The organism is Deinococcus koreensis (assembly GCF_002901445.1).
Classification (GTDB): Bacteria; Deinococcota; Deinococci; order Deinococcales; family Deinococcaceae; genus Deinococcus; species Deinococcus koreensis.
The window spans coordinates 2,905,865-2,918,327 of record NZ_PPPD01000001.1 but is presented as its reverse complement, the minus strand read 5'-3'; the positions used below and the strand labels follow the sequence as shown (position 1 = coordinate 2,918,327).

General features: G+C 70.8%; 10 protein-coding genes. 4 read left to right on the top strand and 6 right to left on the bottom strand.

The window, feature by feature from the left end; genetic code table 11:
* Positions 1-323 precede the first annotated feature (323 nt).
* The 3 genes from CVO96_RS13880 to dxs all read left to right on the top strand — a co-directional run bounded on the left by CVO96_RS13880 (position 324) and on the right by dxs (position 3,890).
* Complete coding sequence (locus CVO96_RS13880; protein WP_103312739.1) at positions 324-1,004, top strand: PspA/IM30 family protein; 681 nt, start codon at positions 324-326, stop codon at positions 1,002-1,004.
* 274 nt (positions 1,005-1,278) lie between these two features.
* Positions 1,279-1,998 carry a hypothetical protein gene (locus CVO96_RS13875; RefSeq protein ID WP_243398362.1) on the top strand — a complete coding sequence of 240 codons (720 nt, stop codon included), beginning with the start codon at positions 1,279-1,281 and terminating at the stop codon, positions 1,996-1,998.
* On the top strand, positions 1,995-3,890 hold the full coding sequence (dxs, locus tag CVO96_RS13870; protein ID WP_103312738.1) for a 1-deoxy-D-xylulose-5-phosphate synthase: 1,896 nt from the start codon (positions 1,995-1,997) through the stop codon (positions 3,888-3,890). The genes CVO96_RS13875 and dxs overlap by 4 nt, the downstream gene beginning before the upstream one ends.
* 11 nt (positions 3,891-3,901) lie before the next feature.
* On the opposite strand, the gene CVO96_RS13865 is transcribed toward dxs, so the two are convergent.
* The 6 genes from CVO96_RS13865 to CVO96_RS13840 form a co-directional block, all read right to left on the bottom strand.
* On the bottom strand, positions 3,902-4,393 hold the full coding sequence (locus tag CVO96_RS13865) for a DinB family protein (protein WP_165795304.1): 492 nt from the start codon (positions 4,391-4,393) through the stop codon (positions 3,902-3,904).
* An 83-nt stretch (positions 4,394-4,476) separates the two neighbouring features.
* Positions 4,477-5,772 (bottom strand): glutamate-5-semialdehyde dehydrogenase, encoded by a 1,296-nt coding sequence (locus CVO96_RS13860; protein WP_103312736.1) that lies wholly within the window; start codon positions 5,770-5,772, stop codon positions 4,477-4,479.
* A gap of 44 nt (positions 5,773-5,816) precedes the next feature.
* Positions 5,817-7,166, bottom strand: coding sequence for a gluconeogenesis factor YvcK family protein (locus tag CVO96_RS13855; RefSeq protein ID WP_103312735.1), 1,350 nt, complete (start codon positions 7,164-7,166; stop codon positions 5,817-5,819).
* Positions 7,163-8,005 (bottom strand): RNase adapter RapZ, encoded by an 843-nt coding sequence (gene rapZ / locus CVO96_RS13850; RefSeq protein ID WP_103312734.1) that lies wholly within the window; start codon positions 8,003-8,005, stop codon positions 7,163-7,165. Before rapZ ends, CVO96_RS13855 begins: the two co-directional genes overlap by 4 nt.
* A gap of 65 nt (positions 8,006-8,070) precedes the next feature.
* Complete coding sequence (gene metG, locus CVO96_RS13845; RefSeq protein ID WP_103312733.1) at positions 8,071-10,110, bottom strand: methionine--tRNA ligase; 2,040 nt, start codon at positions 10,108-10,110, stop codon at positions 8,071-8,073.
* Between the two features lie 396 nt (positions 10,111-10,506).
* A complete protein-coding gene (locus CVO96_RS13840) occupies positions 10,507-11,112 on the bottom strand; it encodes a GNAT family N-acetyltransferase (RefSeq protein WP_103312732.1) in 606 nt (201 codons plus the stop codon).
* Positions 11,113-11,217: 105 nt separating this feature from the next.
* On the opposite strand from CVO96_RS13840, the gene CVO96_RS13835 reads away from it, so the two are divergent.
* A complete protein-coding gene (locus CVO96_RS13835; RefSeq protein WP_243398361.1) occupies positions 11,218-12,450 on the top strand; it encodes an MFS transporter in 1,233 nt (410 codons plus the stop codon).
* Positions 12,451-12,463: the final 13 nt, after the last annotated feature.

Below are 12,463 nucleotides of genomic sequence, written 5' to 3'. Positions count from 1 at the left end.
GGACGGACTGACTGCCCCTGCCAAACGACCTTTCCTTTGATACTCCAGCGAGGCCGAGCCGTGTCGACAGGGCCCCCGCGAGCAGGTGCGCCGGGGGCCGTTCTCCGTGCCCTGTCCGGGCCCCGGCGGGCAGAGGATTGAGGTGGGCTCAATCCGTCCGGCAACTCCGGCCCCTCTGTTCGCGTAATGATGGGGGTCAGCCTGACCTGTCCCGAGTGGCCGCCGCCCTGCTCCATGAGCGGGCCCACCGGCCGGGCCTCGCCCCAGGCGGCCCACGACTCTCCATGATTCCCAGGCTCCACGATCCCCAAGGAGGCACCACCATGACCATTCTCGACCGACTGTCCCGCCTGCTCCGCGCCAACGTGAACGATCTGATCAGCAAGGCGGAGAACCCGGAGCTGATCATCGAGCAGGCCCTGCGCGACATGCGCGGCGCCTACACCGAGGCGCGCGGCGAGGTGGCCGAGGCCATGGCGCAGGCCGCCAAGCTGGAGCGCGAGGCCAACACCAACCGCCGCCTGAGCGCCGAATACGAGAAGAAGGCCGAGGAAGCCCTGCGCGGCGGCAACGAGGAACTCGCCCGCGAGGCCCTGAAGCGCTCGCAGAACTCCAAGGATCTGGCCGCCGGCTTCGACGAGCAGCGCACCATCCAGACCTCCACCATCGACCAGCTCAAGACCCAGCTGCGCGCCCTGGAAGCCAAGATCGACGAGATGGAGTCCAAGAAGTCGCTGCTGGCGGCCCGCCAGAAGACCGCGCAGGCCGGCGCGACCCTCGACCGGGTCTCGGGCTTCGACAAGGCCGGCGGCGCCATGGAAGCCTTCGACGAGATGGAGCAGAAGGTGGCCGGCATGGAAGACCGCAACCGGGCCTCCAGCGAGCTGCGGAAAGAGGGCAACTTCGACGAGCAGCTCAAGGATCTGGGCCGCGACCAGGCCATCGAGGACGCCTTCGCCGCCCTGAAAGCCCGCGTGCAGGACACCCCCGGCCCGAAGAGCTGACGTCCGCTCACCCCCAGGCCCGACCGCGCCCCGGCGTCGGTCGGGCTTCTGGCTGGCCCGGCAGGCAGTGGATGGTGGCGGGCTGCCTCAGCCGGGTTCACCCGCTGCGGGCCGCCGGGCGTGGGCTCTGCCGGGCGCCGGCCCGCTCCGGCATCTGGAGTGCGGCCACGCCCCGCTCGCTGGCCCAGCTGTTCCATGATCATCCTTTAGACAGGCAACCGTTTTCAGGATTGCTGACAGAATGAGGGCGATGCACCGTCCTAAGCTACCCGGTATGTCCGGCCCCCCTCCTCTGCGACCGCGCCCCCTGGCGCTGGCAACCGGACTGGTGGCCGCCGGACTGGTGTCCACCTGGCTGGGCTCGTGTGCCCCCCGGCCGACCACCGCCCCGACCGTCCAGAGTTCCACGGCCGTGACCGGCGTGTCGTTCTACCCGCACGAGGTCGGGCTGTCGTGGTCGTACCTGCCCGAGGGCGAGCCGAACAGCGCCGCGCCGTACACCGTGCAGGCCAGGGGCGCCACCCTGTACGGCGCCCAGCCGGTGCAGGCCACCCAGCTCACCGGGCGCGGCGCCGACCAGACCTGGTTCCGCAGCTACTCGGCGGCGGGCGTGCTGCTGCACGGCCTGCGCAAACCCGGCGTGAACGTGCGCCTGGAACCCGCCTGGCTGGAGTACCCGGCCGAGGGCGCCTGGAAGGTCGGGCTGACGTGGCAGGGCCAGAGCCAGGTCACCCTGAGCGGGGACGACGGCAAGGCGCAGGCCCAGGGCACGCTGACCTACAGCTACGCGGTGCAGGAACGCCGCCGGGTGCAGACCCCGGCCGGCGCCTTCGACGTGTGGGTGGTCACGCGGCAGATCACCGACACGGTGGGCGGCCTGTTCCCGGCCACCCAGCAACTCTGGTTCACGCCCTTCGTCGGCGAGGTTCGCTCGCCCGAGGGCCTGCTGCTGATCGGGCGGAACTTCAGTCCCCGCCCCGGGAGTCAACCATGAACGCACCCGAGCTTCCTGCCCCCCTGACCTCCCGCCTGCTGGACAGCGTGAACCACCCGGACGACCTCAAGATCCTGCGCCGGGAGCAGCTGCCGCAACTGGCCCAGGAGCTGCGCGACGAGATCGTGCGGGTCTGCTCGGTGGGCGGGCTGCACCTGGCCTCCTCGCTAGGCGCCACCGACCTGATCGTGGCCCTGCATTACGTGCTGAACTCGCCGCGCGACCGCATTCTGTTCGACGTGGGCCACCAGGCCTACGCCCACAAGATGCTGACCGGCCGGCGCGAGCAGATGGCGACCGTGAAGAAGGAGGGCGGCCTGAGCGGCTTTACCAAGGTGAGCGAGTCCGAGCACGACGCCATCACCGTGGGGCACGCCAGCACCAGTCTGGCGAACGCGCTGGGCATGGCGATGGCGAGAGATGCGCTGGGCCAGGACTACCACGTGGCCGCCGTGATCGGCGACGGCTCGCTCACCGGCGGCATGGCGCTGGCCGCCCTGAACACCATCGGCGACAAGCAGCGCAAGATGCTGATCATCCTGAACGACAACGAGATGAGCATCTCGGAGAACGTGGGGGCCATGAACAAGTTCATGCGCGGCCTGCAGGTGCAGAAATGGTTTCAGGAGGGCGAGGGCGCCGGCAAGAAGGCCATGCAGGCGGTGAGCCGGCCGCTCGCCAACTTCATGAGCCGCGCCAAGTCCTCGACCCGGCACTTCTTCGACCCCGCCTCCGTGAACCCCTTCGCCACCATGGGCGTGCGCTACGTGGGGCCGGTGGACGGCCACAACGTCCAGGAACTGGTGTGGCTGCTGGAGCGGCTGGTCGAACTCGACGGGCCGACGATCCTGCACGTGGTCACCAAGAAGGGCAAGGGCCTGAGCTACGCCGAGGCCGATCCCATCTACTGGCACGGCCCCGGCAAGTTCGACCCCGAGACCGGTGACTTCGTGCCCAGCAATGCGTATTCGTGGAGCAACGCCTTCGGCGACGCCATGACCGAGCTGGCCCGGCTCGACCCGCGCACCTTCGTGATCACCCCCGCCATGCGCGAGGGCAGCGGCCTGGTCGGCTACTCCAGGGCCCATCCGAACCGCTATCTGGACGTGGGCATCGCCGAGGAGGTCGCGGTGACCGCCGCCGCCGGCATGGCCCTGCAGGGCCTGCGGCCGGTCGTGGCGATCTACTCCACCTTCCTGCAGCGTGCCTACGATCAGGTGCTGCACGACGTGGCCATCGAGAATCTGGGGGTCACCTTCGCCATCGACCGGGCGGGCATCGTCGGCGCGGACGGCGCCACGCACAACGGCGTGTTCGACCTGAGCTACCTGCGCTCCATTCCGGGCGTGCGGATCGGCCTGCCCAGGGACGCCTCCGAGCTGCGCGGGATGCTCAAGTACGCCCAGGAACACAGCGGCCCCTTCGCCATCCGGTATCCCCGCGGCAACACCGCGCGCGTGCCGGAGGGCACCTGGCCCGCCCTGCAGTGGGGCACCTGGGAACGCCTGAAAGACGGCGACGACGTGGTGATCCTGGCCGGCGGCAAGGCCCTCGACTACGCCCTGAAGGCGGCGGGCGATCTGGGCGGCGTGGGGGTGGTCAACGCCCGCTTCGTCAAGCCGCTCGACGACGCCATGCTGCGCGGGGTCGCCGGCACAGCCCGCGCCATCATCACCGTGGAGGACAACACCGTGGTCGGAGGTTTCGGCAGCGCCGTGCTGGAGGCCCTGAACACCTGGGGCCTGCACACGCCGGTACGCGTACTGGGCATCCCCGACGAGTTCCAGGATCACGCCACGGTGGAAAGCGTCCACGCCCGCTCGGGCATCGACGCCCAGGCGATCCGCACGGTGCTGGCCGAACTGGGGGTGGACGTCCCGCTGGGGGTGTAGGACTCGGGCGCTCAGGGCCGCAGATGGGCCGGATCGACCGCGCCGGCCGACACCCGGTGGCCCGTGACCGCGCGGCGGTGGTAGTCGATCTGGCCCAGGTGAAAGGCCAGGTGGCTGAGGAACTGCAGCAGGGTGAGCTGTACCGAGACGGGCTCATCGGCATATCTGACCGGGAAGACCCGCGCCAGATCCTCCTCACGGAGCCGGGTGAAGGCGGCCTGCACCCCGGCCCTGGCCCCGGCCAGTTCCCGCCGCAGTTCGCTGCGGGGCACACCGCGCCGGCTGAATTCCGCCTCGCGGTCGCGGACGTAGCCCGTCTCGCCGTACACGGCCCCGAAAAAGTGCTGCAGGCTGCCGGCCAGATGCAGGAATAGCGTTCCAGCCGTATTGGGCAGGCCGGTCAGCTCGGCCCAGACCGTGTCGTCGTCGGGGTACAGCTCGAGTTCCCGCTCCAGGGTGGCGATCTCGCGCAGGTAAAGGTTCAGCAGATGGTCGAGCAGCATGGGGATCTCCTCCACAGGCGGGGCGGGGCAGGGGGTCGGCTCTTTACTGCCCATGGCGGCGAGCCTGCAGATGGGGGGCTGGCCTAGCCCCGGATCTGCCCGTCTCCCATCACGACCCACTTCGTCGTGGTCAGTTCCCGCAGGCCCATCGGCCCCCGCGCGTGCAGCTTCTGGGTGCTGATGGCGACCTCGGCGCCCAGGCCGAGCTGGGCGCCGTCGTTGAAACGGGGGCTGGCGTTCACCATCACGGCGGCCGAGTCCACGTCCTGCACGAAGCGGGCGGCCTGGGCGCCGTCGCGGGTCAGGATCACGTCGGTGTGGTTGCCGTGCGCGGCGATGAAGTCCAGCGCCTCGTCCAGGCCGGACACGACCCTGAGGCTGGCGGTCAGGGCCAGGAACTCCTGCCCATAGTCACTGTCCTGAGCGGGCTGAGCGGGAAGGCCGGCGCTGTCCAGGGAGGCCTGCGACCTCGCATCGGCCAGCAGCGTCACGCCGCCTTCGATCAGGGCGCGGGCGACCTCGGGCAGGGCGCCCAGCGCCCGATCGTGGATCAGCAGGGTGTCCAGGGCGTTGCAGGCGCTGGGCTTCTGCACCTTGGCGTTGCGGATCAGCTCGGCCGCCATCTGCACGTCGGCTGGTTCGCGGGTAAACGATTCGTCCAGGTAAATATGCACCACGCCGATGCCTCCGACGATCACGGGCACGGTGGCGTGCTCCACGCAGAAGCGGTGCAGACCCGCCCCGCCGCGCGGAATGATGGCGTCCACCAGATCGTCGAGCTTGAGGAGTTCGAGCATCCGTTCGCGGGCCGGGTCGCGGATGACCTGCACGGCGCCGGAGGGCAGGCCCTGGGCGGCCAGGGCGGCGTGGATGGCGCCCTCCAGCGCCGCGTTGCTGTGCACCGTCTCCCTGCCACCGCGCAGGATCACGGCGTTGCCGCTCATCAGGGCCAGGGCGGCCACGTCCACGGTGACGTTCGGGCGCGACTCGTAGATCACGCCCAGCACCCCCAGCGGCACGCGGCGCTGCGAGACCCGGATGCCGCTGGGCCGCCGATCCTCGGGCGTGCTCTCCCCCACCGGGTCGGGCAGACGCGACACGGCCTCCACATCGGCCGCGACGCCCTCCAGCGCCCCGCCGTCCAGGCGCAGGCGGGCGACCATCGGCTCAGGGAGACCGGCGGCCAGAGCGGCCTCCACATCGCGGGCGTTGGCGGCCAGGATCTCGGCCCGGCGCCCGCGCAGTTCGGCGGCGATGGCCTGGAGAACCGCCACTTTCCTCGCCGTGGGCAGGGAGCGCAGCACGCGGGCCGCCGCCCGGGCCCGCACCCCCAGGTCACGGACGCTGGCGTGCGGCGGGCGTTCCTCCAGGGCTCTCATGCCCCGAGGGTAGCAGTGCCCGCGCCGGGGCGGAGTGAGCAGGTCTAATTCTGCTGGCGGTGAGGGAAGGCCATCAGGGCCTGGGCCAGCGCCTCGGGGTCGTGGCGGGCCTGGCCGGTCTGGATCAGGGGGAGCAGGGTCGCGCGCCCGCGCAGGTCGCGGCTGGAGCCGTTGAGGGTCAGCAGGTGGGCGCCGGCCTCGGCGTAGTGCTGGATCACGGCCTGGGGCGGGTCGGCCGAGTTCACCAGCACGCAGTCCGGGGTGCGGCCCAGGTGGCGGGTGATGGCCTGCACGTGGTCGTCCAGGCTCAGGCCGCTGGTTTCGCCGGGCTCGGTCATCAGGCTGGCCACGTAGATCAGCGGCGCGCTCGTCTGCCGGATGGCCTGGGCGATGTCCGGCACGAGCAGCGCGGGGATGATCGAGGTGAACAGGCTGCCGGGGCCGAGCACGATCTGTTCGGCGCCCCGGATGGCCTCCAGCACGTCCGGCAGGGCCGGCAGCTCGGGCGGATCGAGCAGCACGCGCGAGATCCGGGCCTCGCCCACCTGCTCGGCGAAGCGGCTCTCGCCGCGGATCTCGCGGCCGTCGCTGAGGCGGGCGACCAGCGTGGTGGGGCAGGTCGAGGCCGGGTACACGCGCCCACGGATGCGCAGCACCTCGTGGATGTCCTTCATGGCCTCGCCCAGCCCGCCCTGCTCCTCGGAGAGCGTGGCGAGCATCAGGTTGCCGAAGGTGTGCCCCGAGAGCCCGTCGCCGCGCTGGAAGCGGTGCAGCATCAGCCGGGCCATCACCGGGCTGTCGGAGAGGGCGGCGTAGCAGTCGGTCAGGTCGCCGGGGGCGATCATGTCCAGCGACTCGCGCAGCCGGCCCGAGGAGCCGCCGTCGTCCGACACCGCGACCACCGCCGTGATGTTGCCGGTGTAGACCCGCAGCCCGCTGAGCAGGTTCGACAGGCCGGTGCCGCCGCCCACCGCCACGATGCGAGGCCCGCGCGCCAGGTTGCGCTGCTCGTAGATGATGTCCACGGCCTGACTGGGCTCGGTGCCGGTGCCGCGCAGCATGGAGCGGTTGAGCATGGCGATGCTCCACAGCGCGCCCATCAGCGCCAGCGCCATCACGCCGATGCCGGCCACGTACAGCGGCATGACCTCGGGCCGGGTCAGGGCGTTGAGCCGCAGGATCCAGCGCGTGGCGATGAAGTGCAGCGGCCCCGTCCAGGTGAAGTGCAGGAAGCCCACCGCGCCGATGAAGGTGCAGAGCATGAACAGCACCAGCCAGCGCTTGACCCCGATGCCCGGCGCCAGCCAGATCTTTGCGCGGCGCTGCACGTGGCGCCCCCGCGCCACCGCCTCTGACCGGAAGCCGGTCTCGCGCGGCAGCGGCGGATCGCTCATGTCCCGGCCTCGATCTTCATGTCCCGGTGGTCGGCGATCTCGGGGTTGAGATCCTTCAGATCCTCGGCCAGCCGGGCGGCGATGGCCACCGAGCGGTGCTGGCCGCCGGTGCAGCCGATCCCCACGGCGTAACCGTGCCGCCCCGTGGTCTTGGCGCGCGTGGCCGCCATCCGCACGAAGTCGCGCAGCTCGGCGTAAAAGTCCTCGGAGGGCTGATCCTGGAAGACGTAGCGGGCCACCGCCGGGTCGAGACCGGTTCTGGGGCGCAGCTCCGGGTCGTAGTAGGGATTGGGCAGCGACCGGACGTCCAGCACCATGTCCACGTCGCGCGGGGGGGTGTGCTTGAAGCCGAAGGACACCAGCCGCAGGTGGAAGTCCTGCTCCAGCCGGAAAATCTGCAGCACGCGCTCCGACAGTTCCTTGGCACTCATGCTGGTCGTGTCGATCACCGTGTCGGCGATCGACCGCAGCGGGGCGAGCAGCTCGCGCTCCCGCGCGAAGTCCACCAGCAGGGTGTCGCCCAGCGGGTGCTCGCGGCGGGTCAGGTTGTAGCGCCGCAGCAGCACCTCGGAGTTGGCCTCCAGATACAGCACCCGCAGGTCTTCCTGGCGCCGCGAGAGGCGCACGTAGCTGTCTTCCAGGGCGCTCAGGAACTCGCGGGTGCGGGCGTCGGTGGTCACGGCGATGCGCCGCAGCCCGCGCGCCTGGGCCAGATCGTGCAGGGTGCCCCACAGCTCGGGCGGCAGGTTGTCGGTGGTGAAGAACCCGGCGTCCTCCAGCGTGCGGAGCACCGTGCTCTTGCCGCTGCCGGACAGACCGGAGACCACCACGAACCCCATGCGGCCAGTGTACCCCCGCTTCCCGGAGCCGGGACGCTCAGGTACGGGCCCAGCAACGGCCTTCTTCACCGAACTTTGGTGCCGCTGGGCAGGTCGAGGGTCAGGCCCACCAGATCGAGCCGGCCCTGGTCGTCCTCGGCCGCCAGGATCATGCCCTGGGACTCGATCCCGCGCAATTTGGCCGGCTTCAGGTTGGCGACCAGAATGACCTTGCGCCCCACCAGGGCGCCTGGCTCGAACCACTGGCGGATACCGCTCACCACGGTGCGGGTCTCCTCCCCGAGCTTCACGGTCAGCTTGAGCAGCTTGTCGGCCTTCTCGACCCGTTCGGCGGCCACCACCTCGGCCACCCGCAGGTCGAGGCGGGCGAAGTCGTCGATGGAGATCAGGGCCGCCGTTTCAGCCGGGGTGGCGCTGGGGGTGGGGACGGTCGGGGCGGCGGTGACGGGAGGGGGAGAAGCAGTCTGGGTCATGGTGGGGCTCTCTTTTCTGGAGGTCTCTGTTCTGGAGGTCTGGCCGGCTTTCTGGTCTCTGCGGGCAGGTGCGGGGGCGTCCGGGTCGGCGCTCTGGACTTCGGGCTTGGGAAACAGGATCGGGCCGCCCACCACGCGCGTGCCGGCGGGCAGCAGGCCCCAGGCCCCCTGGAGGACGTAGGACTGCCCCGCCAGTCCCAGCTGGGCGCGCAGTTCGCGGGCCTTGACCGGAATCACCGCCTCCAGCGCCACGCTCGCCACCCGCAGGCCCTCGGCCGCGGTGTACAGCACGGTGTCCAGCCGCCGGGCGGTCTCCTCCTGCTTGGCGAGGTTCCAGGGCGCGCTCTCGGCGATGTAGCGGTTCAGGTCGCGCACGAAGTTCATGGCGGCCTCGATAGCCATGTTGATCTTCAGCTCGTCCACCAGCGCCAGGATCTGTCCCGGCAGCGCCAGCGCGGCGGCCTCGATCTCGCGCTCCCGGTCGGTCAACTCGTGCGCGGCGGGGATCACGCCGCCCCGGTACTTCTGGATCATGCTCACCGTGCGCGAGAGCAGGTTGCCCAGGTCGTTCGCCAGGTCGGAGTTCAGCCGCGAGACCAGGATGCCCTCGCCGTAGGGGCTGTCGGCGCTCAGGGACGCCTCGCGCAGCAGCGTGTAGCGGATGGCGTCGACCGGGTGATTCCGCACCAGCGCCTCGGGGTCGATGGCGTTGCCCAGCGACTTGCCCATCTTGCGGCCGTCCTCGGCCAGGATGTGGCTGTGCACGACCAGGCGCCGGTAGACCGGCAGGCCCGCCGCGTGCAGCATGGTCGGCCAGAACACCGCGTGCGGCTTGAGGATGTCCTTGCCGATCACGTGCCAGGCCTGGGCACTCACCGAAGCGTCCTGGCCCTGGCTCACCAGCGGCGTCAGGTACGAGAGCAGCGCGTCGAACCACACGTAGGTTACGTGGTCGGCATCCCAGGGCAGCTCGATGCCCCAGGGCACGCGGCTCTTGGGCCGGCTGATGCTCAGGTCGCCGATGGGCTCACGCAGCATCTCCAGCACCTCGTTGCGGTAGCCGGCCGGCTGGATCAGGCCCGGATGCTCCTGCAGGTAGCTCAGCAGCCAGCCCTGGTACTTCTCCATGCGGAAGAAGTAGTTCGCCTCGCGGCGCAGTTCCGGGGCGTCCTTGTCGCCGGGGTAGCGGCGCACGCCGTCACCTCCCTCCACCAGTTCCTTCTCGGTCACGTAGCGCTCGGCGCCCACCGAATACAGGCCCTCGTACTCGGCGAAGTAGATGTCGCCACTGTCGTACACCCGCTGCAGGATGGTCTGCACGAACTTCTTGTGGCGCGCGTCGGTGGTGCGGATGAAATGGTCGGCCGTGATCTCCAGCCGCTTCCACAGGCCCTGGAAGGCCCGCTCGCTCAGGTCGTCCACCAGCTCCTGCGGGGTCAGGCCGGCCTTGGCCGCCGCCTTGGAGATCTTCTCGCCGTGCTCGTCGGTGCCCATCACGAACACCACCTCGCGGCCGGATAAGCGCTGGTAGCGGGCGATCGCGTCGCCTAGGATCTTCTCGTAGACGTGCCCGATATGGGGCGCCCCGTTGGCGTAATCAATCGCGGTGGTGATGAAAAAGCGCTCGCTCATGTCTGTTCCGTCCTTTCCGGCCCTTGCCCTGATGGGAGGCACGCCGGCAGCTGTCCCAAGATACGCACTCTGGTCAATGAACGGGAGGCGCACCGGCTCAGTGCGCCCCCGCTCCAGCCTGAAACGTTCAGGCCCGCCGGGGCATTCGCATGGGCATGGAGGGGGAGGCGGGCCGGCTCATGGGGGCAGTCTACAGACTCCGGGGCGGCCGGGGGCTGGGCCAGATGGCGGAGGGGAGTGGGAGTGTCAGGAGGCCGGGGGAGGCTTTTCGGAACCGCGAACACCTCTGAAGCGGCTCCAGTTCAGCGGTCGAGAGACCCTTTACAGGGGTCGGGGGGACATGTCGAGAAAACTGGGGCCGATCTTCTCCAGCGTCGGGGCAGCGATCCGGACGGCCTACAGCTTCAGCCCGAAGGTGATCGCGCCGGGCGAGCGGGCCAGCTCCTCCATCCCCAGATGGCGGTAGAAGCCCTCGGCGCGCGTGTTGCGCTCGCCCACGCCCAGGTGCACGCCCGGCGCCCCGGCCTCCCGCAAGGCCGCGAACTGGCGTTCCATCAGCCGGCGGCCGTGGCCCCCACCCTGCGCCCAGGGCAGCAGGTCGATGTGCAGGTGGGCCGGATACTGCGCCAGCAGGGCGTCCGGGGCGGTGCGCGGCGTGTGGATGAGTGCCGCGAGACGTTGATCCGGCGTTCGGGCCTCTCGTGGGACGCCCGATGGATCGGGATACTGCGTCCTCAGGTGGGGCCACCACTCGCGCTCCAGGGTGGCCTCGAAGGCCCGCGTGTCGGGCGTGCCCAGGACATAGCCCCCCACCGCTCCCGCGTCCTCCAGCACGAAGGCGAAGGCCGGGGCGTAGGTCAGGTACGGCGCGGCGTAGATGTGGCCCAGCAGGGCCGGATCGTCGTAGACGCCGGTGGCGTCCTGGCCGCTGTCACCGGTCTGTAAGCAGATGCGGTAGAGGGCTTCCCGGTCGGCCTCGCGGGCGGGGCGCAGGGTGAACATGGGCCGAGTATGACGCGGGCGAGGGGCTCCCGACGAGGGCCGCGACGAGGGAGTAGGTGCTTGATCCCCCGTTGTGGTTGACATTCCAAAGTTACACTGCCCGCCGTGACCACCCCTCCCTCCACCACGGCGCCGGCCCCGGCCGCCGCAGACACAGCCGGCGCTCCGGACACGTCCACCCGGCTGACCCTGCTGCTGCTCGCCGCCCTGACCGTGATGTCGGGCGCCACCATCGCCCCGGCGCTGCCCGCGATGGGCCGCCACTTCGCGGACACGCCGAACGTGGAACTGCTGGTCAAGCTGGCGCTGACGATCCTGGGGCTGGTCATCGCCGTGAGCGCTCCCCTGAGCGGGGTGCTGGCCGACCGCTACGGCCGCCGCCCGGTGCTGATCGGGGCCCTGGCGCTGTACGCCGTCGGGGGCGCCAGCGGGCTGGTCGCGGGGTCGCTGGGCGCGGTGCTGGCGGGCCGGGTGGTGCTGGGCCTGGCGGTGGCGGGCACCATGACAGCGGCCGGTGCCCTGGTCAACGACCTGTTCAGCGGCCCGGAGCGCGGCCGCTTCCTGAGCCAGCAGGCAGCCTTCACCAGTTTCGGTGGGGCCGTGCTGCTGCCGCTGGGCGGCCTGCTCGCCAGCCTTTCGTGGCGCGCTCCCTTCGCCCTGTACGCGCTGGCCCTGCTGCTGCTGCCGCTGGTGCTGCGGCTTCCCGGGGGCGTGCCGGTGCTCGCCCGGACACCGGAGCCGGAGCAGCCCCCGCGCTGGGGCGCCATCGGGCTGGTGTATGCCCTGGCGCTGGGCTACATGGTCGTCTTCTACCTGATGCCGGCGCAGGGGCCGTTCCTGCTGGGCTCGCTGGGCGCGCGGGCCGCCAGCACGGGCCTGCTGCTGGGCACCTTCACCCTGATGGCGGCGCTGACCTCGCTGGCCTACTCGCGCCTGGCCGGGCGCTTCGATCCCCGGCGGGTGGCCGCGCTGGGGCTGCTGGGCGTCGCCGCCGGCTGGCTGATCGTCTCGCAGGCGCCGGGGCTGGGCGTGGCCCTGGCCGGGCTGGTCGTGGGCGGGCTGGGCGGCGGCCTGGTCTTCCCCAACCTCTACACCTGGCTGGCCGACCTGACCCCCCCGGCGTGGCGGGGCCGCGTGACGGCCGGCATGAGCAGCGCGGTGTTCCTGGGCCAGTTCCTGAGCCCGCTGCTGCTGGCCTCGCCCACCGGGCATGAAGGGCAGGGCTACGTGTGGGGGGCGGTGGTGGCGGCGGGCATGGCGGCGACCCTGCTGATCCTGAGTACCCGGCCCCTGCTCCCGGGCACGCTCCGGCCCGGCACGCTCCGGCCCGGCAAATGAACGCGGCCTGAAC

What these genes read in the sequence shown, in the direction of transcription:
- CVO96_RS13865 (WP_165795304.1), bottom strand. Translation starts at nt 4,393, where the DNA reads ATGCTGCTCGACCATCTGCTGAACCTTTACCTGCGCGAGATCGCCACC.
- rapZ (WP_103312734.1), bottom strand. Translation starts at nt 8,005, where the DNA reads ATGGGGTTCGTGGTGGTCTCCGGTCTGTCCGGCAGCGGCAAGAGCACG.
- CVO96_RS13840 (WP_103312732.1), bottom strand. Translation starts at nt 11,112, where the DNA reads ATGTTCACCCTGCGCCCCGCCCGCGAGGCCGACCGGGAAGCCCTCTAC.
- CVO96_RS13880 (WP_103312739.1), top strand. Translation starts at nt 324, where the DNA reads ATGACCATTCTCGACCGACTGTCCCGCCTGCTCCGCGCCAACGTGAAC.
- CVO96_RS13855 (WP_103312735.1), bottom strand. Translation starts at nt 7,166, where the DNA reads ATGAGCGATCCGCCGCTGCCGCGCGAGACCGGCTTCCGGTCAGAGGCG.
- CVO96_RS13875 (WP_243398362.1), top strand. Translation starts at nt 1,279, where the DNA reads ATGTCCGGCCCCCCTCCTCTGCGACCGCGCCCCCTGGCGCTGGCAACC.
- CVO96_RS13860 (WP_103312736.1), bottom strand. Translation starts at nt 5,772, where the DNA reads ATGAGAGCCCTGGAGGAACGCCCGCCGCACGCCAGCGTCCGTGACCTG.
- dxs (WP_103312738.1), top strand. Translation starts at nt 1,995, where the DNA reads ATGAACGCACCCGAGCTTCCTGCCCCCCTGACCTCCCGCCTGCTGGAC.
- metG (WP_103312733.1), bottom strand. Translation starts at nt 10,110, where the DNA reads ATGAGCGAGCGCTTTTTCATCACCACCGCGATTGATTACGCCAACGGG.